General features: G+C 69.9%; 22 protein-coding genes (1 of these 22 only partly in view). 4 read left to right on the plus strand and 18 right to left on the minus strand.

Features of this window, described 5'->3' with window-relative positions; translation table 11 throughout:
• Positions 1-434: the 5' portion of a guanylate kinase gene (gmk, locus tag OV208_RS08365; RefSeq protein ID WP_267573300.1), read on the minus strand. The gene continues 190 nt to the left of window position 1, outside the view; the window shows 434 of its 624 coding nt (coding positions 1-434); its start codon is at positions 432-434; the stop codon falls past the left edge of the window.
• Positions 431-1,309: a YicC/YloC family endoribonuclease gene (locus OV208_RS08370; RefSeq protein ID WP_267573301.1), complete on the minus strand. Its 879-nt coding sequence runs from the start codon at positions 1,307-1,309 to the stop codon at positions 431-433. Before OV208_RS08370 ends, gmk begins: the two co-directional genes overlap by 4 nt.
• Positions 1,310-1,390: 81 nt before the next feature.
• Between OV208_RS08370 and OV208_RS08375 the strand changes: the two genes are divergently transcribed.
• Positions 1,391-2,500, plus strand: a complete 1,110-nt coding sequence (locus tag OV208_RS08375) for a glycosyltransferase family 9 protein (RefSeq protein ID WP_267573302.1) — start codon at positions 1,391-1,393, stop codon at positions 2,498-2,500.
• Here the strand turns inward: OV208_RS08375 and OV208_RS41215 are convergent.
• The 10 genes from OV208_RS41215 to OV208_RS08420 all read right to left on the minus strand — a co-directional run bounded on the left by OV208_RS41215 (position 2,490) and on the right by OV208_RS08420 (position 13,699).
• A complete protein-coding gene (locus OV208_RS41215) occupies positions 2,490-2,666 on the minus strand; it encodes a Trm112 family protein (RefSeq protein WP_324291357.1) in 177 nt (58 codons plus the stop codon). The two genes, OV208_RS08375 and OV208_RS41215, sit on opposite strands and share 11 nt — an antisense overlap.
• A gap of 3 nt (positions 2,667-2,669) precedes the next feature.
• Positions 2,670-3,158, minus strand: a complete 489-nt coding sequence (locus tag OV208_RS08380; protein ID WP_267573303.1) for an adenylyltransferase/cytidyltransferase family protein — start codon at positions 3,156-3,158, stop codon at positions 2,670-2,672.
• A complete protein-coding gene (locus OV208_RS08385; protein ID WP_267573304.1) occupies positions 3,155-4,168 on the minus strand; it encodes a bifunctional heptose 7-phosphate kinase/heptose 1-phosphate adenyltransferase in 1,014 nt (337 codons plus the stop codon). The genes OV208_RS08380 and OV208_RS08385 overlap by 4 nt, the downstream gene beginning before the upstream one ends.
• A gap of 31 nt (positions 4,169-4,199) precedes the next feature.
• Positions 4,200-5,342 (minus strand): tetraacyldisaccharide 4'-kinase, encoded by a 1,143-nt coding sequence (lpxK, locus tag OV208_RS08390; RefSeq protein ID WP_267573305.1) that lies wholly within the window; start codon positions 5,340-5,342, stop codon positions 4,200-4,202.
• Positions 5,339-6,370: a glycosyltransferase gene (locus OV208_RS08395; protein ID WP_267573306.1), complete on the minus strand. Its 1,032-nt coding sequence runs from the start codon at positions 6,368-6,370 to the stop codon at positions 5,339-5,341. Before OV208_RS08395 ends, lpxK begins: the two co-directional genes overlap by 4 nt.
• Positions 6,370-7,371 (minus strand): glycosyltransferase family 4 protein, encoded by a 1,002-nt coding sequence (locus OV208_RS08400; RefSeq protein ID WP_267573307.1) that lies wholly within the window; start codon positions 7,369-7,371, stop codon positions 6,370-6,372. The genes OV208_RS08395 and OV208_RS08400 overlap by 1 nt, the downstream gene beginning before the upstream one ends.
• On the minus strand, positions 7,368-8,651 hold the full coding sequence (locus OV208_RS08405; RefSeq protein WP_267573308.1) for a 3-deoxy-D-manno-octulosonic acid transferase: 1,284 nt from the start codon (positions 8,649-8,651) through the stop codon (positions 7,368-7,370). Before OV208_RS08405 ends, OV208_RS08400 begins: the two co-directional genes overlap by 4 nt.
• 20 nt (positions 8,652-8,671) lie before the next feature.
• Positions 8,672-9,838: a PHP domain-containing protein gene (locus OV208_RS08410; RefSeq protein ID WP_267573309.1), complete on the minus strand. Its 1,167-nt coding sequence runs from the start codon at positions 9,836-9,838 to the stop codon at positions 8,672-8,674.
• A 190-nt stretch (positions 9,839-10,028) separates the two neighbouring features.
• A complete protein-coding gene (locus OV208_RS08415; protein ID WP_267573310.1) occupies positions 10,029-11,813 on the minus strand; it encodes an ABC transporter ATP-binding protein in 1,785 nt (594 codons plus the stop codon).
• Positions 11,814-11,815: 2 nt separating this feature from the next.
• Positions 11,816-13,699 carry a DUF4388 domain-containing protein gene (locus OV208_RS08420; RefSeq protein ID WP_267573311.1) on the minus strand — a complete coding sequence of 628 codons (1,884 nt, stop codon included), beginning with the start codon at positions 13,697-13,699 and terminating at the stop codon, positions 11,816-11,818.
• Positions 13,700-13,764: 65 nt separating this feature from the next.
• Between OV208_RS08420 and lpxB the strand changes: the two genes are divergently transcribed.
• From lpxB to OV208_RS08435, 3 genes are all read left to right on the plus strand, one after another.
• Complete coding sequence (lpxB, locus tag OV208_RS08425) at positions 13,765-14,934, plus strand: lipid-A-disaccharide synthase (RefSeq protein ID WP_267573312.1); 1,170 nt, start codon at positions 13,765-13,767, stop codon at positions 14,932-14,934.
• 62 nt (positions 14,935-14,996) lie between these two features.
• Positions 14,997-15,704 (plus strand): polyprenol monophosphomannose synthase, encoded by a 708-nt coding sequence (locus OV208_RS08430; RefSeq protein WP_267573313.1) that lies wholly within the window; start codon positions 14,997-14,999, stop codon positions 15,702-15,704.
• 4 nt (positions 15,705-15,708) lie between these two features.
• Positions 15,709-16,344, plus strand: a complete 636-nt coding sequence (locus tag OV208_RS08435; RefSeq protein ID WP_267573314.1) for a MarC family protein — start codon at positions 15,709-15,711, stop codon at positions 16,342-16,344.
• Here the strand turns inward: OV208_RS08435 and OV208_RS08440 are convergent.
• The 6 genes from OV208_RS08440 to lpxD form a co-directional block, all read right to left on the minus strand.
• Positions 16,337-16,810, minus strand: coding sequence for a hypothetical protein (locus OV208_RS08440; protein ID WP_267573315.1), 474 nt, complete (start codon positions 16,808-16,810; stop codon positions 16,337-16,339). The two genes, OV208_RS08435 and OV208_RS08440, sit on opposite strands and share 8 nt — an antisense overlap.
• An 8-nt stretch (positions 16,811-16,818) precedes the next feature.
• Positions 16,819-17,856, minus strand: coding sequence for an OmpA family protein (locus tag OV208_RS08445; protein ID WP_267573316.1), 1,038 nt, complete (start codon positions 17,854-17,856; stop codon positions 16,819-16,821).
• A 136-nt stretch (positions 17,857-17,992) separates the two neighbouring features.
• On the minus strand, positions 17,993-18,796 hold the full coding sequence (locus OV208_RS08450; RefSeq protein WP_120541675.1) for an LpxI family protein: 804 nt from the start codon (positions 18,794-18,796) through the stop codon (positions 17,993-17,995).
• A 38-nt stretch (positions 18,797-18,834) separates the two neighbouring features.
• The gene (gene lpxA, locus OV208_RS08455; RefSeq protein ID WP_267573317.1) at positions 18,835-19,611 is read right to left on the minus strand and encodes an acyl-ACP--UDP-N-acetylglucosamine O-acyltransferase; all 777 of its coding nucleotides are present in this window, start codon (positions 19,609-19,611) and stop codon (positions 18,835-18,837) included.
• 29 nt (positions 19,612-19,640) lie between these two features.
• Positions 19,641-20,120, minus strand: a complete 480-nt coding sequence (gene fabZ / locus OV208_RS08460; protein WP_420714992.1) for a 3-hydroxyacyl-ACP dehydratase FabZ — start codon at positions 20,118-20,120, stop codon at positions 19,641-19,643.
• Entirely contained in the window at positions 20,117-21,181 is a 1,065-nt protein-coding gene (lpxD, locus tag OV208_RS08465; RefSeq protein ID WP_267573318.1) for a UDP-3-O-(3-hydroxymyristoyl)glucosamine N-acyltransferase, read from the minus strand. The genes fabZ and lpxD overlap by 4 nt, the downstream gene beginning before the upstream one ends.
• Positions 21,182-21,188: the final 7 nt, after the last annotated feature.

Consider the following 21,188-nt stretch of genomic DNA (forward strand, 5'->3'; position numbering starts at 1 on the left):
TCCGTCTGACGGTCCCGAAGCCGGCGCTCCAGCTCATCCATGGAGGGGGGCAGTACGAAGATGAGAACCGCGTCAGGGTGCTTGCGCTTGATGGACTGCCCGCCCTGCACATCAATGTCGAAGACTGCGGTGCCACGGCGGCTTCGCGCTTCATCCACCACCGACTGGGGGCTTCCGTAGAAGTGGCCGTGCACTTCGGCCCACTCCACGAACTCCCCCTGTTCGATCTTCTGCTGGAAGGTGGCCACCCCGACGAAGTGGTAGTCCTCCCCTTCCTGCTCCTTGCCTCGGGGCCGGCGGGTGGTGACGCTCGTGGAGAAGATGCCGTCCGGCATCTCCTTCAGGAGTCGGTGCGCGAGCGTGGTCTTTCCCGCGCCGGAAGGAGCGGAGAGGACGAGCAACAAGCCAGGCGGGAGTCCAGAGGGTTCGTTCATTCGACGTTCTGCACCTGTTCGCGGATGCGCTCGACCTCGGCCTTCATCGAGACCACGCGCGCGGAGATCTCCGCGTGCTGGCTCTTGGAGCCCGTCGTGTTCACCTCGCGGTGCATCTCCTGCACAAGGAAATCCATGCGCCGGCCGACCGGCTCGGGGCTCGCCATGAGGAGCCGGAACTGCTCGAGGTGGGTCGCCAGCCGGGTCACTTCTTCGGCGATGTCCGTGCGCTCGGCGAACAGGGCCACTTCCTGCGCCAGCCGCTGCGGGTCCACCGCGACGCCGCGCGCGAGCTCCGCCACACGCTCTGTGAGCCGCTGCTGGTAGTCGTTCACCGCTCGCGGCGCGAGCCGGGCCACTTCCTGGCTCCAGCCCTCGATGAGCTTCATCCGGGTGTCGAGGTCCGTGTGGATGGACTCGCCCTCCGTGTTGCGCATCGTCTCCAGCGCCGCGAGGGCCTGCTGGAGCGCGGTCTGGGTCGCCTGGGTGGCCGACTCCACGTCCACGCCCTTCTCCTCCAGGCGGATGACGCCCGGCTGGTTGGACACCTGCGACCAGGCCACCTCGGCGGTCACGCCCAGGGCTTCAGCGACTTCGCGGAAGGCTCGCGCGTACTCGCGGGCGAGGGCGACATCCACCGTGGGGACATTGCCCGAGACGGTGGCGGCCTGACGGCGCACCAGGATCTCCACCGAGCCTCGCGCGAGCCGGTCCTTCACCAGCTTCACGAGCGCGGGCTCCAGCGCGGACAGCTCGCGCGGCAGCCGGACCTTCACTTCGCAGAACTTGTGGTTGAGCGAACGAGCCTCCACGGAGACCTCTTCGTCTCCCACGCGGGCGCGGCCCGAACCAAATCCGGTCATGCTTTTGAGCATCGGGCGGGGTGCTAGGGGCTTTCCGCCCCGAGGTCAAGCCAGCGTCTTGTGTCCATTCCAATTCTGGTAGGGTCCGCCGCGATGGCGTGGCACAAGCGGCTCGAAACGTGGGCAAAGCTGGCGCTGACGCTCCTGGCCTCAGTCCTGTTCTGGCGGCCTGGACGTCGTCGTTCGCTCGGAACGCCCCTCCCCCTTCCTCGCAAGGTCCTGCTGGTCCGGCCTGACAACCGTGTGGGTGAAGCCCTGCTCACCACGCCCTTGTTGCGGACCCTCAAGGCACTCGTCCACCCGCCCCCGGAAGTGCACATCCTGGTGCACACCAAGGTGGTCCGTGTCCTCCAGGGACATCCTGATGCGGATGCCGTCCTGGGCTTCGACCGGCGACTGCTGTGGCTGGGCCCCCTGGCGCCCGGCATCCGCGCGCTCCGTCGTGCGGGCTACGACACCGTGGTGGACTGCGCCAACTGGAGCGCGCCTTCGGTGACGAGTGCGCTCGTAGCCCGGATGGTCGGGCCCAAGGCGGTCGTCATCGGGCCGGGCATCTGGCCCGTGACCCTTCTGCAGTCGGTTTCGGTGCCTGCCCGCTCCGACACGCGGCACGAAGCCGTCCAACGCACGCACCTTCTCACCCCCCTGACGCAGGGGGCTGTCACCCAGGGGCTTTCCTTCCGGGAGCCGGTGCTCGGAGCCTCGTTCCGGACCTATCTGGAAGGCTTCGCGGGGAAGGGGCCTCGACGCGCGGTCATCAATCCCGGGGGGCGACTGGGCGAGCGTCGCATTCCCGCCGAGGCGTTTTCGGCGGCGGCCCGGGAGCTGATTTCGCTGGGCCATGTGCCCATCGTCACGTGGGGGCCGGGTGAGGAGGCGCTGGCGCAGGCCGTGCTCTCCGGGGCTCCGGGGGCTGAACTTGCTCCGGCCACCAGCATCGACGAGCTCGCCGCGCTCATGCGGGCCGCGGGTCTGACCGTCTGCAACAACACCGGGCCCATGCACCTGTCCGTCGCTGTGGGCGCACCCACGTTGGCATTCTTCCTGCGCATGGACATGGAACGCTGGGGCCATGCGGTCGGGCCCCATCGAATGGTGGACCTGACTCCCTTGGTGGATGGGGCCTCTGGCGCAGGCATGGAACAACGCGTGGCCGAAGAGGTCCGGTCGTTCGTCGCGGAGCGGAGCTCGCTCACGGGGTGAGCGGTCGCTCCCGCTCAGACACCATCTGCGGGATGCCCTGCTCCACGGGCCAGGCTCGCAGGCACCGGGGGCAGTGGACTTCTGGCGGGGGTCCCTCTTGCGGTTCGAGCGGCCCCTTGCAGTGGGGGCAGCCCAGGATGGACCTCAGCACCGGCTCCAGGACCATGGGCTACTTCGTGCCTTCGCGGCCGAGTCTTCGCGCCAGTTCCGTGGTGCTGTGGTCCTTCGGATCTCCCGCCACCGCGGTCCTCCCTCCGTAGGCCCGGACCTCGTCGCCCTCGGGAATGGAGTCCGGCGTGTAGTCCGTCCCCTTCACGTGCACGTCGGGCTTGAGGGCCCGGATGATGACTCGCACGTTCGGTTCGTCGAAGACGACGACCCGGTCGGTGCAGGACAGGGCCGCTACCAGCTCCGCGCGCTCGGCTTCAGGGATGTGGGGGCGGCCCGGCCCCTTGTACGCCCTCGTGGAGGCGTCCGAGTTCACCGCCACCACCAGCACGTCCGCCAGGGCCTTCGCTCCCTCCAGGTACCGGACGTGCCCGACGTGCAACAGGTCGAAGACCCCGTTCGCCAGGGCCACCGTGCGCCCCTGTTCTCGCCAGCGTTCCCGTTCCTCCGCGATGGCCGCGAGGGGGCGAAGCTTGTCCAGGGTGTTCATCGCGGGCTCCGCAGCGCTCCGAGAAGTTCTTCCCGGGACACCGTCGCCGTGCCGGGTTTTTGCACCACCAGGGCGCCCGCCACGTTCGCGAGCCTCGCCGCCTCTCCGAACGAGGCTCCGGCCGCGAGCGACAACGCGAGGCTGGCGATGACCGTGTCTCCTGCTCCCGTCACGTCCACCGCCGACTTCGCTCCGTGCACGGGGATCAGGTCCACTCCCCCCTTCTTGTCGAAGAGCGCCATGCCGTGCCGGCCCCGGGTCACCAGCAGCGCCTGACACCCCAGCTTGCGCACCGCCGCGTGTCCGGCCTCCAGCAGATCTTCCTTCGTGCGCACCGGACGCCCCGTGAGCGCCTCCAGCTCCGGCTCGTTGGGCTTGCACACCGTCAGGCCCGTGAAGGACGCGAGGGCGTAACGGCTGTCCACGCAAACGGGGAGTCCCTTCGCCGCGAGCGTCCTCAGCACCTCGCGGACCTCGTCGCCCACCACTCCGGCGCCGTAGTCCGACACCACCACCGCATCCGCGTCCTTCGCGGAGGCTTCCACCTGCCGGGCAATCGCCTTGCGCATGCGGGGTGGGAGTTCTCCGCGCTGGCCCTGGTCCACGCGGAGCATCTGCTGCCTCGTCGTGCTCACGCCTCCCGCGAGGATGCGCGTCTTCGTCTCCGTCTGGATGCTCCGGCTGCTGACCGCGTGCAGTTGGATGTCAGCGGTTTCGAAGAGCTTGCGCAGCGACCGGCCCATTGGATCCACGCCCAATGCACCCACCGCTGTCACCTTACCGGATAGCGTCCGGACGTTGGCCGCCACGTTGGCGCCTCCGCCCAGCTTCACTTCCGAGGACTCGTAACGGACGATGAGCACCGGGGCCTCGCGGCTCACCCGATCCGTCTGCCCGTAGAGGTAGTGGTCGGCGACCAGGTCCCCCACCAGCAACACCCGGCGGCGCGCGAAGGCGAGTGGCAACCGCGAGGACGAAGCTGTCGGACGTGAGGACGGGGCCGCGGCCATGGGCGCGCTTTGTCCCACAGCACCCTGGCCCTCACAAGTCGCGCGTCGCGGCTGGGAGCCCGAGTGCTCGCCGTAGATGAGGCTCGCCCTCCAGGACTTCCACTCCCAGCCGCACAACCCAGGCTTCGAAACCCGGCGGCAGCCGGACCGCGTCCTTCTCCGTCGTCACCACGAGCGCGCCCTCCCTCCCGGCCCGAGTTTCAACGTCTCGCAACTCGGCCGCCGTGAAGTGGTGGTGATCCGGGAAGAGGGCCGCGTCCCGCACCTCCGCTCCGAGCGCGGTGACGGTTCGCAGGAAGCCTCCGGGCCTCGCCAGTCCCGCGAGCACGAGGACCGGCCGTCCTTCGAGGGCGCTCGTCGCGTGCTCCGTGCCCGAGGAATCCCACCAGCCCGTGGGCCCGTAGCGCGTCCGGACCCTGGGGGCCGTGATGGCTTCGAGCCAGGGCATGGGGACCGTGGGTGTTGACGACAGGGGTGCTGCTCGCAGCCAGAGGAGCGTGGCCCGGCGCAGGGCCGAGGGCGGCTCTCGCAGCGGTCCCCTCGGGAGCAGGTGGCCGTTGCCCAGGCCCACGGCTTCGTCCACGACCACCAGATCTTCGTCGCGGTGGAGGCGACGATGCTGGAAACCGTCGTCCAGCAGGACCGTGTCCAGGCCGAACTCATCCCTGGCCCGGCGCGCCGCTGCAACCCGGTTGGCGCCCACGAAGAGTCGGGCCCGTGGACATCTGCGCGCCAGCAACAGGGGTTCGTCTCCGGCTTGCGTTACCGCGGGCGCGGGTCCGGCACCCGTGAAGGTCAGGGGCTCCGGGGACTCGCGGCCGTAACCTCTCGTGAGGATGCCGACCTTGCGCCCTTCGCGGATCAGCATTTCGGCCAGGTGCAGCACCGCTGGCGTCTTGCCCGTTCCTCCCACGTTGACGTTGCCGACCGAGATGACCCGCAGCCCTTCGACGTGTTCGGCTCGCAGCAGGCCCGAGTCGTAGAGCGCGCCTCTCAGGCGGACCGCTCCGCTGTAGGTCCAGGACAGCAGGGACAGGGGTGACAGGAGGGCCTTGCGGGTCCAGGGCTCCAGGGTGGGCGGATAGAAGACCCGCTCCAGGGCCGTGGGCGCGCTGGCTTCCGAGGTCTGCTGGGGGCTTCGCGTGCTGAGTCCGGTGCCCGGACTGGCGCTCATCGCCGGACCTCCGCTGCCTGCCGGTAGAGGTCCAGGATGTCGCTGGCGATGCGTTCGTTCGTCGGATGTTCGCTCTTCGCGCTCGCTCCAGACAGGGCGGCGGTGAGCACGGCGCCCACCGTGGGGGCTTCCACCTGCGTGTCCGCGAGGTCCGGGAGCGCTCCTTCCTTCACCGCCACCACCCGGACTCCGCAGGCTCGCGCCTGGGCCGCGGCCCTCGCGCTCCAGTCGTTCCCCAAGCCGAGGATCCAGACCTCGTCCAGCGCCTGCAACCACTTCGCGAAGGCCTGGCCCTGCTGGTAGCCCGCGAAGGTCACCTGTTCCTTGAGGCCCCTCTCAGAGACCTGGACCCGGGTCGCTTCGAGCAGGGCGCCGTCGCCTACCAGCACGAGGCGGGCTTGCGGACGCTGGCGCACGAAAGCTCCGAAGGCTTCGACTCCCAACGCGTGACGCCGACTCTCCTGGAACGTGGAGATCATTCCCACGAGGTGCGTGTCATCAAGGCCCAGGGCTCGACGGAGGGCCTTGCGGTCCTTCGCTGGCTCGAACATCGGATCCACCAGGGCGGGGAGGACCTGGACGGGGCGATGTCGTCCTTCGAGCTTTGCTCGCAGGTGGATTGCCGGCACCGTGTAGGCGCCTGCGTCGGGCAGGGAGGAGCGCAACGAGCGGGGCGCGTGGATGGAGCGGATCCGCACCGCGCCCTTCGGCGTTCCCCAGCGGGCCAGCAGGTGATCGTGGGTGAAGTGGGCGTGAAGCACGTCCACCTGCCTTCGACGGAGGGCTCGGAGGTCGCTCCACAGCTCCCACGGTGACGACTTCACGGACAACGCGAGGCCTCCCTCGTCCAGGAGGCTTAGTGCCTCGATGCGCGGGACGGCGGGCTCTTCCGCGGCGATGTCCTTGCGTTTGCGGTCCACCGCGACCGTGACTTCGTGGCCCAGGGCTCGCTGCGCCTGGGCCAGCAGTGCCACGTTCTCCGCCGGGCCGCTCCAGAACGGGCTCGCCAGCAGGTGCAGGATGCGCATCAGCGCTCCACCAGCGAATGATAGAGGTCGCTCAGCGCCCTTGCTTCGTGTTCGACGCCGCAGCGACTCCGCGCTTCCTCTTCGGCGTTGCGTCCCACCTGACGCGCTCGCTCGGGTTCACGGGTCAGTTGATCCAACAGGTCGCGCAGTCCCTTCACGTCGCCGGGTTCGAAGAAGAAGCCCGTGCGGCCGTGCTCGATGAGCGTGTCCAGATAGGGCAGCTTCGACGCCACCACGCAACAGCCGGACGCCATCGCCTCCACGTGCACCAGCGAGTAGCCCTCCGCATAAGACGGATGCACCAGGATGCTCAGGCCCTGATACCAGGGCTCGATGGTGGACTGCTCTCCCGCGAGCTTCACCCGCTCATCGATGCCCTGGCGCAAGCCATTCACCCACTCGAGGTCCGGCCCCTTCGCGAGCCCCACCAGCACCGCCTGCCACTCCGGCCGCTCCGGCAACAAAGGCCGCAGGGCTTCAATGAAGTCGCCCTGCCCCTTCTCCTTGCGGATCCGCCCGATGACGCCGATGCCGTAGCGCCCTCCCTGGTCCAGTCGCGTCCAGGCGGCGTCCCGATCTTCCGGTGGACGGAAGCGCGTCAGGTCGATGCCGTGGGAGATCACCGTGGAAGGGAGCGCGATGACTTCCGAAATCTGATTCGTGAGCGACACCAGCGCGTCCGCGCCCCTCGCGAGCCAGCGGGTGAATCGTGTCGGGGCCACTGACGTGTGCCTCGTGAAGACGAGGCGGACCTCTTCCCCGAGGACCTTCAGGAGCATCCCCGCGAGCAGTTCGTTGTTCCGGTGCGCATGCCAGACGATGGGCTCCTGCTGGGCGCGGTGGACCAACTCACTCCAGGAGATCCTCGGCAGGTCCGCCTTCAGGCCCGAGCCGATGACCCGCGTCTCGTCGTCCTTGGCGAGCGCGGGCACCACCGACTCCACGTGCCGGGTCACTCCCGTGTAACGCTTGTGGAAGTGGGGATGGACGATGAGCGTCATGGGCTCGCGGTCCTTGCCTCGCGGCGTGGCAGCGCGGCCATGGCTTCGGCGTTGCGTTCGCTGGCTCCGGAGATCTGGCGCACCGTGGCTTCGGCCTTCGCGCCCAGAGCGCTCAGGCGGTCCGGGTTCGCGAGCAGGTCCTCCAACGCGGCGTACAGGGCCTCTCCATTCGCCACCAGGATGCCTCCGTTTCCTTCCAGCACCGCGACGCTGTCCTTGAAGTTGTCCATGTGCGGGCCGAACAGCACCGGCTTGCCCTGCCCCGCCGGCTCCAGGATGTTCTGCCCACCCCGCTTCGTGAACGAGCCTCCCACGAACACCACCGTCGCCAGGCGGTAGGCACGCGACAGCTCGCCCATCGAGTCCATCACCACCACCGCGGCCTGGTCCGGATTGCCCTGGGTGCGCAGGCCCGCGGTCAGGCCCTGCTCCTTCGCCAGGGACAGGATGCGCTCGGCCCGGTTCACGTAGCGCGGGGCGATGACCAGGGCCAGTGTGGGCCAGCGCTTCTGGAGACGCTGATACACCTGCAACAGGATTTCTTCCTCGCCCTCGTGCGTGCTCCCGGCGATCCACACGGGTTGGCCTGGCGACAGGCCCAGCGCGCTTCGCAGCGCTTCGTCCTCTGGCGCAGGGCCCGCGGCCAGGGCGTCGAACTTGGTGTTTCCGGTGGTGAGGACCCGTTCGGGCGGCGCTCCCAGGGTCCTTGCCCGGTCGGATTCTTCGTCCTGTCTCATCAGGAGCAGGTCCATGTCCTCCAGCGGGTTTCCGATGAGCCCGAAGAGCGTCCGGTACTTCCCCACGTTCGCTGGGGAGAAGCGCCCGTTGGTCATCACCACGCGGGCTCCAGAGCGCTTCGCGGCGCGGATGAGGTTGGGCCAGACCTCGGTGTACTCCAGCACCAGCACGTCCGGGCGCAGGGCCCTTACGGCCCTTCGGGTCGCTCCCCACAGGTCGTAGGGCGCGTAGACGACTCCGTCGATCTGCTTCGCCAGACGGTCTCTTGCCATCACGTGGCCGCTGTCCGTCATCGTCGAGAGCACGATGCGGCACCCGGGAAAGCGCTTGCGCAGGGGACCGAACATGGGCGCCAGGGCCAGCAGGTCTCCCGCGCTGGCTCCGTGCAGCCACAACAGCGGGCCTTCTCCCTGGGGCAGGTCTCCCGGTGCGTAGAAGCCCAGCCGCTGCATCAGCCCGTGACGCGTCTTCCGGTGCACGCAGAGCACCGGGAACAGCAGCGCGAAGAGGACGTAGGTGGCGACGATGTAGAGCAGGCGCATGGGCGACGTCCCGCGCTCTATCAGATGCCCGGTGCTCTCGGCACCACCCGCACGGGGCTGGGGACGAGCCAGGGTCGCCACTCGCGGCCGAAGAAGCGGCCGGGCGCGTGCGCCCAGACCTCCACCTGCACCACTCCGGGCCCCGTCAGTTCGATGTGCTGCCCGTCGGGGGCCAGACGGCCATCGCCCCACACCCGGACCTCGACCGTTCCCGGGAGGTGTTCCGGGAGGCGCACCGTGAGCACCGTGCCCACGGAGGCTTCACGGGTTCGCGCGTCGTACCCTTCCAGGGCGAAGCCTTCCGGGGCGCCCAGGGCTCGGAAGACGCAGAGGGCCTGGGCGCTCGCGAGGGCCTTCGTGACCTGTGCGGCGGCTTCGCGGGCGTCCTGGGACAGCGGGCCTGACAGAAGCTCCGGCGGGAACTCCATGTCGAGCGCGCTGAAGACCGCTTCGTACGCGGGCAGGCCGTGCGCATCGTGCGCGCACAGGGCGAGCCTCGGGCGCTCTCGCGCCAGGTCCAGGAAGCGCGCGGTGGGTTCCGGCTCGGGGGCCACGAGCAGCATCACGCCATGCACTGGATTGATCAGGGAGGCTCCCAGCGCGGGCAGGAGCCGGCTCACCGGACTTCGCAGCGCCTGCCGGAAGAAGGTGTCCGCGGAGTACAGCTCGAAGCCGGGCACCTGGTGCGCGGTGGCTTCGTTGGTCCAGGGGTTCTTCTTCTGGACTGGATGGGCGAGGACCGCCGTGCCTCCGGCGGCTTCGACCGCGGCCACGGCTTGTTCGGGTGGCCCCCAGGGCTTCACGTCCTGCAGCGGCCGCTGCATTCCAAAGGCGGCCAGATGGCCCGCGTTCGTGGAGAGCTCCACTCCGGGAATGAGCAACACGCCGTCCATCCACGTCGCGGTCGGGGGCTTGAGGTCGTTGTGGTCGGTGAGCACCACGAAGTCCAGGCCCGCGGCCTTCGCCGCCGCCGCGACCTTCGCGGGCGTCCCGTTCCCGTCCGAACGGGTGGTGTGCACGTGGTACGCGCCCCGGATCCAGGCCTTTGCCTTCGGCGATGGAGGGACCACCGGGTAGTCCGCGAAGCCCGCCGCGAAGGCGAAGAAGCCCGCGACGCCCAGGAGGAGCAGCAGCACCCCGAGCACGGCCCGGAACCCCAGGGACAGGAACCGCTTCGCTGACTTCACGCGCGGATCCACACGGAGACCACGGGGTGGGGCTGGGGACCTGGGCCGCGGGCCCAGCGCGCGCGCAACCGTGGGCGTGAAGAGCCTGTTGTCTTTATGCCCCGCTTTGCCTGACGGGCCTCAACGTCCGCATGCGCCAGATGGACACATCGCGGCTCGCAGGCGCCTCGCCTTGAAGAGCAGGTGGCCCTCATGCCGCGCCACGCTCCACGGCCCCCGTCGTCTGCAGGCGCCACATGGCGGCGTAGCGGCCCTCCTTCTGGAGCAGTTCCTCGTGGCTTCCGCTCTCCACGATGCGCCCCGCTTCCACCACGTGGATCACGTCCGCGCTCGTCACCGTCGACAGGCGGTGAGCGATCACCAGGGCGGTGCGCCCCGGGAGGACCTTGGCCAGCGCGGCCTGGACCTCGCGCTCGTTCTCCGGATCCAGGCTGCTGGTTGCTTCGTCCAGCACCAGCACCGGCGCCTTCGACAGCACCGCCCGGGCGATGCACAGCCTCTGGCGCTGGCCTCCGCTCAGCGTCACGCCCCGCTCTCCGATGCGCGTGTCGTACCCCTGAGGCAGCGCCTGGATGAAGCTGTCCGCGTTCGCCACCCTCGCCGCGGCCTCCACTTCTTCCCGCGTGGCGCCCGGCCTCGCGTGGCGCAGGTTGTCCGACACCGTGCCGTGGAAGAGCAGGGGCTCCTGCGTCACCAGCGCGAACTGACTCCGCACACTCGCCGCCGTGTACGTGTCCGCGTCCACTCCATCCAGCAGGATGCGGCCTTCCTGCGGACGCTCGAAGCGCAGCAACATCGACGTCACCGTGCTCTTGCCGCCTCCGCTGCCCCCCACCAGCGCCGCCACCTGGCCCACCTTCAGGTCCAGCGTCAGGGATTCGAGCGCGCGCCGCTCCCCGTAGAAGAAGCGCACGCCCTCCATCCGCAGCGACTCCCGCATCGCGGGCGCGGGGATGGCTCCGGGCGCGTCCTCCACCGGGTGCTTCAGGTCGAGCAGCGCGAAGAGCCGCTCTCCCGCCGCCCCCGCCTGCACCGCGAACTGCGTCACCCGGCCCAGGTCCTTTACCGGCTGGTACACGAGGATCACCGCCGTCAGCAGCGACAGGAGCGCCTCCGGCTCCATCGCCCGCGTCGCCGCCGCGTACCCCAGGGCTCCCGCCAGCGCCGCCGCCGCCAGCACCTCCATCAACCCCGGCACCCCGCCTCGCGCCCAGGCCGCGCCCACCACGGCTTCCTCGTGCGCCTTCGCGTAGGACTCGAAGCGCGTGAGCTCCGCCTTCTGGCCGTTGAAGGCCTGGATGGTTCGCAGTCCGCCCAGGCCCTCGTGCAGTTGGCCCGCGAGCTGACCCAGGTGGGCCTGCCCCTCCCGCGTCCCCTTCAACACCTTGCGAGTCAGCTTCGAGGCGGGCAGCGCCGCCAGCGGAATCACCGCCAGCATCAGCCCTCCCAGCATCGGACTCATCGACAGCGCCACGACCGCCAGCACCAGCACCTGGATCGTGTCGCGCAGGTACGAGCCCACCGTGTACATGGCGGCCAGCTCCACCGCCATCACGTCCGAGGAGAAGCGGCTGAGCAGGTCTCCCGTCCGCTGCTTCGACATCTGCGACGGTGACAGCGCCGTGAGCCGCAGGAACAGGTCTCGCCGCAGGTCCTTCACCACGCGCTGCGCGAACAGGCCCATGAAGTAGAACTGCCCCAGGTACCCCACGCCCTTCACCGCGCCCACGGCCAGCACGAACACCGGGAAGCCCCAGAGCGCCGCCTCGCGCGGCAGGTCCGCCAGCCAGGGCACCTTGTGCGCGCTCGCGAACCCCTCCTCCCCTCCCGACAGGAGGAAGCGCAGGGCCGGGCCCAGCAGGTACGCGTACGCGCCCGTGGCGAGCCCCAGCACCGCCATGCACACGAACGCCAGCACGAGGATGCCCACGTGCGGCCGCGCGTAGCGCAACAGTCGCCACAGCACTCGATGCATTGCTACTTCACCACCTTCTGCAACGCCGCCCTCGCGAGCACCGAATACGGGTTCAGCTCCAGCACCTTCATCAGCTTCTTTCGCGCGAGCGGTGCGTCGTCCAGATCGATTTCGATGATGGCCGCGATGATCTGCGCCCGCTCCAGGTACGGATCCAACGTCAGCGCCCGCTTGAGCACCTTGCGTGCCGCGAGCGCCCGCTGCATCAGCGAGCCCACCGAACCCCGGTACAGCGCCCAGGCAAGGTACGAGTAGTACTCGGGCTCGTGCTCGTTGAGCGCCACCGCCTCCTGGAAGCCCTGGATGGCCGTGCGGTAGTCGCCCCGCTTCAGCGCGGATTCGCCCCGGCGCAGCGCGATCTCCGCATCCACGTTGATGGCGGTCGCCCGGCCTACCACCTCCTGCCGGCTGAAGAAGTACTGGAGGTAGGCGCGGCGCTTCTCGTCCACGCTCAGCACCCGGTACGACGCGGACAGCTTCTCCTGCACCTGGTCCAACAGGTCCTTCAGGTCGGAGATGTCGAACTCCGCGTAGGTGTCCGGATGAAAGCGCATCGCCGTCTCGTGGTACGCGCGCTCCACCGCTTCCTTGTCCGCCGCGATGTGCAGGCCCAGCCCGCCGAAGTAGCTGCGCGTGATGATCCGCACCGCTTCCTCACGCAGCGACGCCGCAGTCTCCGCGGGCAGCGTCTTGCGCTTGCGCGGCGCGATGACATCCGGCGCCGCCGTGCTCAACACGTCCGTGCCCGACGCCACCGGCACCGGCGAGAACGTCACCCCGCCCGTCAGCCGCAGGAACCACATGAGCGTGTACGCCGCCCGCAGCTCCGCGCGCCCGTGCGCCAGCAGGTCCTTCAAGACGATGCGGCCATTCACCTGCATGGCCAGCTTGATGTCCTCCGTGTCCAGCGCCATCGCCTGGAGGTCCCGGCCGAAGTCCGCCGAACGCACCGGGTACTCGTTCAGGTGCGCCCGCAGCGCCGCCGCCACCACCCGCAGCGGCATCCGCTGGCGCGCCGCCTCCAACAGGGGCGCCAGGGCGGGCTGATCCACCACCGCCACCTCGGAGGAGAATTCGTCCCCGGCATAGAAGGCGAAGCGGCCCTCGCGCATGGCCAGCACCCGGCCGAGCCGGTCCCTGGTGAAGTCGCGCAGGAGGGACAGCAGCTCCTCGCCCACCGCCTCCGCGCCCACGTCCGCCAGCGCCGCGCCGATGCGCAGCCCGGAGGCCAGCGACTCCACCACCGCCGGCTCCTGGGCCTCCGTGAGGACCTTTCGCTCGCGCAGGAAGCGGGGCAGCGCGTCCTGCTTCGCGGAGGCGTCGAAGTTCACCGGCCCTCCGCGCAGGAAGTACACCCGCCGGCACAGGTCCCGGTGGGCCACCACCAGCACGCCGTCGCGGCGCAGCCGGTAGAGCGAGTGCAACAGCGCCGGCAACGGCCAGGCCTTCAGGTCCCCCGCCGCCACGGCGGGGCGCGACAGCGTGGCGGACAGGCCCGTCAGCACCTGGGCCTGCGCGGCCTTCACCAGCGACTCCAGCCGGGGCACCAGTTCGCCCGGCTTGAGCGGATCCGGGATGTACGCGTTGACCTTGAGGTCCAGCACCGAGCCCACGCCGCGCGCCCGGCCCAGGTGCCCCTTGTCGATGGCCACGATGGGAACGCGCCCGCCCTGGCTGTGCCCCCGGATGAGGTGCACGACGTGCTGCCCCTCCACGCGCGGCAGGTCCACCCCCAGCACCACCACGTCCGGGTTGTCCGCCGAGAAGTGCTCCAACGCCATCACGGCGTCATTCACCGCCCGCACGGTGTACCCGGCCTGGGAGAGCAGGCCCGTCAGGTGCTCGAGTGTCGGGGGGTGGCTCTCAGCGAGCAGAAGCGTCTTCAAGGGGGCCGCAGTCTACAGCCTCCCTCCCCCCGCGCATCAGGTACGATGCGGGCCTCTTGCCGCCCATGACGCAGCCGCCCTCCCCCCGCATCCTCGTCGTGGCCGGTGAGGCCTCCGGCGACACCCACGCCGCGGAGCTGGTCGCCGCCCTCCAGGCCCTGCGCCCGGACCTCACCTTCTTCGGCATGGGTGGCGCCCGACTGGCCGCACGGGGGGTGGAGCTCATCCACGACGCCCGGGAGGTGTCCGTCATGGGCATCACCGAGGTGCTGCCCCGCATCCCCCGCATCCTGCGGATCATGAAGGACCTGGCCCAGGCCGCCGCCGAGCGCCGCCCCGTCTGCGCCATCCTGGTGGACATCCCGGACTTCAACCTGCGCCTGGCCAAGAAGCTCAAGGCCCTGGGCATCCCGGTGGCCTACTACGTCTCCCCGATGATCTGGGCCTGGCGCCGGGGCCGCGTGCGCACCATCCAGCGCCTGGTGGACCGGATGCTCTGCATCCTCCCCTTCGAGGAGGACTTCTACCGGGAGGCCGGCGTCAGTGCCCGCTATGTGGGCAGCCCCGTTCTGGAGCAGATGCCCGCCGCCGCCACCCCCCAGGAGTTCCGGCAGCGGTTGGGCCTGTCGGTGGACGCCCCCACGCTCGCGCTCCTTCCGGGCAGCCGGATGAGTGAGATCCGCCGCATCCTGCCCACCCTCGTCGGCGCGGCGAAGCAATTGTCGGCGGAGCGACCCGGACTCCAGGTGGTGGTGCCGGTGGCGCCCACCATCGCGAAGGAGGAGATCACCTCCCGCTTCGAGGGCAGCGGCGTGACGCCCGTGCTGGTGGACGGCCGGGCCCCGGAGGTGGTGGGGGCCAGTGACGCCGCGGTGGTGGCGTCCGGCACGGCGGTGCTGGAGGCGGGGCTGATGGAGCGGCCCCTGGTGGTCGTCTACCGCGTGTCGCTGGTGACGTACCTCGTGGGCCGGATGATGCTGAAGGTGGCTTTCGTGTCGCTCATCAACCTGCTGGCGGGCCGGCGCGTGGTGCCGGAGCTGCTCCAGGGGGACATGACCCCGGAGAGGATTTCCGAGGAGGTCCGGCGCGTCTGGCTGCCCGGCGCCCCCCGCGACGCGATGGTCCAGGGGCTGGCCGAGGTGCGTGGGCGCCTGGGAGAAGTGGGGGCGGCCCACCGGGCGGCCCAGACGGTCCTGGAGCTGCTGCCCCCGCGCCCCGCCGCCGGGAACGGGTAAGGGACGATACCCTCGCCGCTTCTGCTGTTCCGGCGCCGGGTTTGGGGTATGTCCGCCGGGCCATGAAGAACCGTGCGCTGGTCTGCATCCCCACCTACAACGAGCGGGAAAACATCGGGCCCATCACCCTGGCGGTGCTGGCGGCTGATGCCCGTGTGGACATCCTCATCGTTGACGACAACTCGCCCGACGGGACGGGGCAGTTGGCCGACGAGCTGGCCGCGAAGAATCCGCGCGTGCGCGTGCTCCATCGCGAGAAGAAGGAGGGCCTGGGCCGTGCGTACCTGGCCGCCTTCCGATGGGCGCTCGCCGAGGGCTACACGTACATCCTGGAGATGGACGCGGACTTCAGCCACGACCCGTCCTACCTGCCCACCTTCCTGGACGCGGCCGAGGGCGGCGCGGACCTGGTGCTGGGCTCGCGCTACGTGGCGGGCGGCGGCACGGTGAACTGGGGCGTGGGCCGGAAGATCATCAGCCGGGGCGGTTCCCTGTACGCGCGCAGCATCCTGGGCGTGGACGTGCGCGACCTCACCGGCGGCTTCAAGTGCTTCCACCGCCGCGTGCTGGAGACGCTCAACCTGGACGAGGTGCGCAGCACCGGGTACGCGTTCCAGATTGAGTTGACCTACCGCACCCTGCGCAAGGGCTTCACCGTGCGCGAGGTGCCCATCGTGTTCGAGGACCGCCGCGTGGGGCACTCGAAGATGAACAAGAAGATCTTCGTGGAAGCGCTGGGCATGGTGTGGAAGCTGCGCTTCACCGTCTGACGCCATGACGGTGCCCAGCATGGTGTCCACGTTCCTCGTGTCGCTGTCCGCCATCTTCTTCGTGGTGGACCCCATCGGCGTCGTGCCGCTGTTCCTGGCGATGACGGCCGGAGACACGAAGCAGCAGATCCGCAGCACCGCCCTGCGCGCCTGTCTGGTGGCGTGCGGCCTGATGCTGTTCTTCGCCCTCTTCGGCCGCGTCATCTTCCAGGTGTTCGCGGTGTCGCTGGGCGCCTTCCGTGTCGCGGGCGGCATCCTGCTGCTCATCACCTCGCTGGACATGCTGCGCGCCCGTCCGTCCTCCACGCGCACCAGCCCCACCGAGGAGGAGGAGGGCGCGGTGAAGGAGGACGTGGCCATCGTCCCGCTGGCGATTCCCCTGCTGGCGGGGCCGGGCGCCATCGCCACCGCCATGGTGCTGATGGCGCGCAGCGGGACGTCCTTCGTGTCCGCGCTGCCGGTGGTGGCCGCCGTGGTGCTCACCTTCGGGGCGAGCTACTTCATCCTCCGCGCGTCCAGTCTGGTGCAGCGGGTGCTGCGTCAGTCCGGCGTGGCCATCCTGGAGCGCGTGTCGGGGCTCATCCTCGCCGCCATCGCCGTGCAGTTCATCGCCGACGGGGCGAAGGACCTCCTCAAATAACGTCCGCGCCCGCCACCCACACCGTGCCGTCCTTGCGCACGGTGCCCTGGGGACGGCCCTCCATGGTGAGGTGCTCCGGGCTGGAGCGCTGCGCGTCGTACGCGTAGCCGCCCTGCACCTCCTGCAGGTACACCACCACCGCGTCCACCACGTTCTCCTGCACGACCTTGAACGAGTCGTCCGCGCACTGCGCATCCCCGGTGAAGAAGCGCTCCAGCGTGGCCTCCTCCGGACGGCGCACGTAGACGACGACGGGGGCCTTCGCTTCCTTGCCCTCCGCGACGAACCTCTGGGCGGCCTGGGCCGGCGCGGGCTGCCGCATCAGCGCCTGGATGAGCGTGCACTTGTCACCCTCCGCCTCCACGAGCTTCGCGTGCGGCACGGTGCGCACGCAGCCCGCCGCGCCCACGAGCCCCAGGCCTGCCACCGCGAGCAGGCACCGGATGCCGCCAGGAAAACCCACCATGTGACACCTCATGGCTTGCGCCAGCGAGGGGTGAAGGGAGCGTTCGCCAACGCTGGATCCTCCACCGCGATGATGTACTCAGCGCGACGGTTGCCCGCCTCCGCCGTCTCGTCCGGCGTGGACACCGCCGGGGCCTGCTCTCCGAAACCTTCGTAGAACACCGGCACCTTCAAGCCGCGCTGCCGGAACCAGGCGGCGATGCTCTTCGCCCGCTTGAGTGACAGCTCCCGGTTGTCGTCCGTCGCGCCCACCGTGTCGGTGTGACCGAGCACGTACAGACGCAGCGACGCCCAGCGGCCGTACTTATTCAACGCTTCGGAGACGGCTTTGTAGGACGACTCCAGCTTGCCCTTCTCCGCCGGGGGGATGTCCGAGCGGCCCGAGGCGAAGCCCACTTCCTCGTGTGGCACATCCACCTGCCAGGGGAAGAGGTCCACGCCCGTGTAGTAGTCGGAGGTGTCGAAGGCGCGCAGGCTGATGCGCATCACCTTGCCCTCCGCCGGCAGCCACTTCACCTCCAGCGGCGTGCCCGCGGGCGCGCCCTTGAAGTCCACGTCGCCCGCGAAGGCGTTCTTGCCGGTGTCCATCAACACCGTGACTTCCGTCTTCGCCGCGGGCCGGGACAGCGTGAAGCGCACCTTGCGCGCGGCCACGTCCACATCCTCGCGGCGAATCTCCAGCTTCAGCGGGCCGTACAGCTCCGTGTCGAAGGACAGCGGCATGGAGCCGGGCTCGGCCCCTTGCGGGAACTGCACCGTGAGCTCGCCTTCGTAATGGAACTTCCCTTCCGGCTGCTCCAGCGCGAGCCGACGGGTGACGCCCGGCTTGCCACCGCCCTTGAGCTCCACCGCCTTGCCGTCGCTGCGCTTGAGCTTCACCTCGAAGCCGGTGATGGGCTCCTCGATGTGGACGAGCAGCGTGGGCACGCCCTCTCCCAACGCCGCGCGGCCCTCCAGGGACACCCGGATGGCCTCCGCGAACGCGGGCAGCGGCAGGCCGACCAGCGCCGACAACAGCATCACGGAAGGTAGGAGTCGAACGGACATGGGCGGCGTCAGCCTCGGCGTCGCGGGGGGAGGTGGGGAGGCAACTCCAGCCCGGGGGGACGGATTCCCGAACGCTAGGCCCAACGCCCGGCCCGGACCAGCCCGATGCTTGGGTGCTCCCCTGGAGGCGGCGGACCTACTTCACGCCGACGAGCGAGATGCCCCGCGCGGTGGCCCCCGCGAAGAGCGCGGGTGCGTCCAACAGCACCGTCCGCCCTACCTCCAGCGCCAGCACCCGGGCCCCGACTTCGTCCATGACCTCCAGGGTGCGAGGGCCCACGGCGGGCAAATCAAAGCGCAGGTCCTGCTCCGGCTTGCAGCGCTTCACCACCACCGCGCCCGCGCCGCCCAGCTTCGCGCCCCGGCGGATGGTCTCGTCGGTGCCCTCCACGGCCTCCAGCGCGAGCACGTGGCCGTCGCGCACCACCACCGTCTGGCCCACGTCCGCCTGCCCCAGCAGGACCGCCACCTCGCGGCCCAGGGCCACGTCCTTCTCTTGCGCGGGCTTGAGCGCGGGGCCGGCCAGCAGGCCCTCCGGGCACAGCACTTCGCCGAGGAAGTCCGTGGGAGCGATGATGGTGATGCCGCGCGCCTCGAAGTCCGCGGCCACCGCACGAAGGAGCGCGTCGTCCCGGAAGCTGCGCAGGCGCGAGATGATCCGCACCGCGCCCAGGTCCGGCCGGGCTTCCTTGAGGGCCTTCACGCGGCCGATGCCGCCCGCCATGGCCGCCTGCGTGACGCCGGCCTGACGGAAGACCTTCTGGATGCGGTCCACCTGGCCGACCCGCACCCAGGAGAAGTGGCCCACCTCTGCTTCGAGCGCCGGGTCCGTCTCCCCCCGGTGCGCGGCCACCACCACGTCCAGACCGCGCGCACGGGCCGCGCGCGCGAAGAGGAAGGGAAGCTGGCCGTTGCCCGCGATGAGCCCGATGCGCTCCACCCGTTCCCCCTTTTTTCCGTCCCGAGAAGGGCGTGCGCCTAGCGCGTCACGCCGCGCTTGCTCTGCTCCACGAACTTCACCAGGTGATCCACTTCCGGATGGCCGGACAGGTCGCCGCGCAGCTGCGTGAGCGCGTCCTGGAGCCCCAGCTTGGAGCGGAAGAGGATGCGGTAGGCCTCCTTCACACGGCCAATCTGCTCCTCGGTGAAGCCGCCGCGCTCCAGGCCCACGGTGTTGAGGCCCACGAGCGTGGCCCGGTCGCCCTGCACCGTGCAGTACGGGGGCACGTCCATGGTGACCATGGAGCCGCCGGAGATGAACGCGTAGCGGCCCAGCCGGGTGAACTGGTGCACCGCGACGAGGCCGGAGATCTTCACCGAGTCCTCCACCACCACGTGGCCCGCGAGCGCGGCGCCGTTGGCGAGGAGGATCTCGTTGCCGACTTCGCAGTCGTGCGCGATGTGGCTGTTGGCGAGCAGCAGGTTGCGGTGGCCCAGGCGCGTGGCCCCGCCTCCGCTGACCGTGCCCAGGTTCACCGTGACGAACTCACGGATCTGGTTGTCGTCGCCGATGATGAGCTCGGTGTCCTCGCCCGCGTACTTCAAGTCCTGGGGCGCCGCGCCTACCGAGCAGAACTGGAAGAGGTGGTTGCGCTCACCGAGCGTCGTGCGCCCGTCGATGACGACATGCGGCCCGATGCGCGAGCCCGCGCCGATGACGACGTGCTCACCGATGACCGAGAACGGCCCCACGACGACGGTGTCGTGGAGGCGGGCCCCCGGATGGACGACCGCGGTGGGATGAACCTGCGCCATGTCCTTCTCTCCTCAGCAGCGCGTCGCGCCTACGACGCCGCGCTCTCGTCGCCCTTGGCGGCCTTGGCGGCCTTGTTCTTGTCCACCACCGTGGCGAGGAACTCCCCTTCCGCCACCTTCACGCCATCCACCGTCGCCAGGCCCTTGGTCTTCCAGATGGCGCCCTTGTGACGGATGACCTCGATGTCCAACTGGAGCCGGTCGCCGGGCACCACCGGCTTGCGGAAGCGCGCGTTGTCCACGCCCATCAGGTACGTCACCAGCCGCGACGGATCCATCGCTTCCGTCTTGTACGCAAGGATGGCCGTGGCCTGGGCGAGCGCTTCCAGAATCAGCACGCCCGGCATGACAGGGTGGCCCGGGAAGTGGCCGTTGAAGAAGGGCTCGTTGATGGTGACGTTCTTGTACGCCGTGAGCTTCTGGCCCGGCACGATCTCCACCACCCGGTCCACCAGGAGGAACGGGTAGCGGTGCGGCAGCAGGCTCTGGATCTCGCTGATGTCCATCATCCGCCCTTCTCCTTCTCCAGCGTCTCCACCCTGCGGCGCAGGGCGCGCACTTCCTTGAGCAGATCCGCCATCTGCCCCGACGCGGCACTGGCGCGCAGCCAGTCGCGGTGGGGGATGGCGGGACTGCCGCTGACAATCTGCCCGTCCGCGACGTCATGGGCGACGCCGGACTGCGCGCCCACCTTGGCCAGGTCTCCCACGCGGATGTGGCCCACCACGCCCACCTGCCCCGCGAGCACCACGCCGGTGCCCACCTCCGCCGAACCCGACACGCCCGCCTGCGCGCAGATGAGCGACAGCGGACCCACGCGCACGTTGTGGGCGATCTGCACGAGATTGTCGAGCTTCGTCCCCCGCCCCACCACCGTTTCGCCCACCGTCGCGCGATCGATGCAGGTGCAGGCCCCCACTTCGACGTCGTCCTCGATGCGGACGATGCCCACCTGGGGAATCTTGAAGTGCTCCGGCCCGTCCTCGCCTTCCGCGTTGAACGCGAAGCCGAAGCCGTCCGCGCCCACCACCGAAGAGGCGTGGAGGATGACGCGCGAGCCCACCACGCAGCGCTCGCGCACCGTGGCGTGGGGGTAGAGCACGCAGTCGTCGCCCACGCGCGCGTCCTCGCCCACGTAGGCGCCGGGGTGCAGCACCGAGCGGGCGCCGACGTGGGCGCCCTTCTCCACCACCGCGCCGGCGCGCACCGTGGCCTCCGGGTGCACCGTGGCCTCCGGATGGACGTGGGCGGACGGGTGGATGCCCGCTTCTGGCCGGGCGGCCGGATGGAACAGGGCCAGCAGCTTCGCGTAGGCCAGATGCGGGTTGTGCACCCGCACCAGCGCCACGCCGTCGCGGGCCTGAATGTCCATCCCCACCAGCACCGCCGAGGCGCGGGTGGCCTCGAACTGCTTGCGGTAGCGGGGGTTGCCGTAGAACGACACGTCCCCGGAGACTGCTTCCTCCAGCCCGTTCAGGCCGTGGACGAGCAGTCCGGGGTCGCCGAGGAGTTCACCGCGCACGTGGGCGGCGATGTCCCCCAGCCGGTGCGCGGAAGGTGCGGAGGGCACGGGGGCG

Origin of the sequence: Corallococcus sp. bb12-1 (assembly GCF_026626765.1) — a bacterium.
Classification (GTDB): domain Bacteria; phylum Myxococcota; class Myxococcia; order Myxococcales; family Myxococcaceae; genus Corallococcus; species Corallococcus terminator.

Excerpts from the sequence above, each read along its gene's own strand:
- OV208_RS08385 (WP_267573304.1), bottom strand. The coding sequence starts at position 4,168 with ATGGCCGCGGCCCCGTCCTCACGTCCGACAGCTTCGTCCTCGCGGTTG.
- OV208_RS08405 (WP_267573308.1), bottom strand. The coding sequence starts at position 8,651 with ATGCGCCTGCTCTACATCGTCGCCACCTACGTCCTCTTCGCGCTGCTG.
- OV208_RS08370 (WP_267573301.1), bottom strand. The coding sequence starts at position 1,309 with ATGCTCAAAAGCATGACCGGATTTGGTTCGGGCCGCGCCCGCGTGGGA.
- lpxB (WP_267573312.1), top strand. The coding sequence starts at position 13,765 with ATGACGCAGCCGCCCTCCCCCCGCATCCTCGTCGTGGCCGGTGAGGCC.
- OV208_RS08440 (WP_267573315.1), bottom strand. The coding sequence starts at position 16,810 with ATGGTGGGTTTTCCTGGCGGCATCCGGTGCCTGCTCGCGGTGGCAGGC.
- lpxK (WP_267573305.1), bottom strand. The coding sequence starts at position 5,342 with ATGAGCGCCAGTCCGGGCACCGGACTCAGCACGCGAAGCCCCCAGCAG.
- OV208_RS08380 (WP_267573303.1), bottom strand. The coding sequence starts at position 3,158 with ATGAACACCCTGGACAAGCTTCGCCCCCTCGCGGCCATCGCGGAGGAA.
- OV208_RS08415 (WP_267573310.1), bottom strand. The coding sequence starts at position 11,813 with ATGCATCGAGTGCTGTGGCGACTGTTGCGCTACGCGCGGCCGCACGTG.
- OV208_RS08445 (WP_267573316.1), bottom strand. The coding sequence starts at position 17,856 with ATGTCCGTTCGACTCCTACCTTCCGTGATGCTGTTGTCGGCGCTGGTC.
- lpxA (WP_267573317.1), bottom strand. The coding sequence starts at position 19,611 with ATGGCGCAGGTTCATCCCACCGCGGTCGTCCATCCGGGGGCCCGCCTC.
- OV208_RS08435 (WP_267573314.1), top strand. The coding sequence starts at position 15,709 with ATGACGGTGCCCAGCATGGTGTCCACGTTCCTCGTGTCGCTGTCCGCC.
- OV208_RS41215 (WP_324291357.1), bottom strand. The coding sequence starts at position 2,666 with ATGGTCCTGGAGCCGGTGCTGAGGTCCATCCTGGGCTGCCCCCACTGC.
- OV208_RS08375 (WP_267573302.1), top strand. The coding sequence starts at position 1,391 with ATGGCGTGGCACAAGCGGCTCGAAACGTGGGCAAAGCTGGCGCTGACG.
- fabZ (WP_420714992.1), bottom strand. The coding sequence starts at position 20,120 with ATGATGGACATCAGCGAGATCCAGAGCCTGCTGCCGCACCGCTACCCG.
- OV208_RS08395 (WP_267573306.1), bottom strand. The coding sequence starts at position 6,370 with ATGCGCATCCTGCACCTGCTGGCGAGCCCGTTCTGGAGCGGCCCGGCG.
- OV208_RS08430 (WP_267573313.1), top strand. The coding sequence starts at position 14,997 with ATGAAGAACCGTGCGCTGGTCTGCATCCCCACCTACAACGAGCGGGAA.
- OV208_RS08400 (WP_267573307.1), bottom strand. The coding sequence starts at position 7,371 with ATGACGCTCATCGTCCATCCCCACTTCCACAAGCGTTACACGGGAGTG.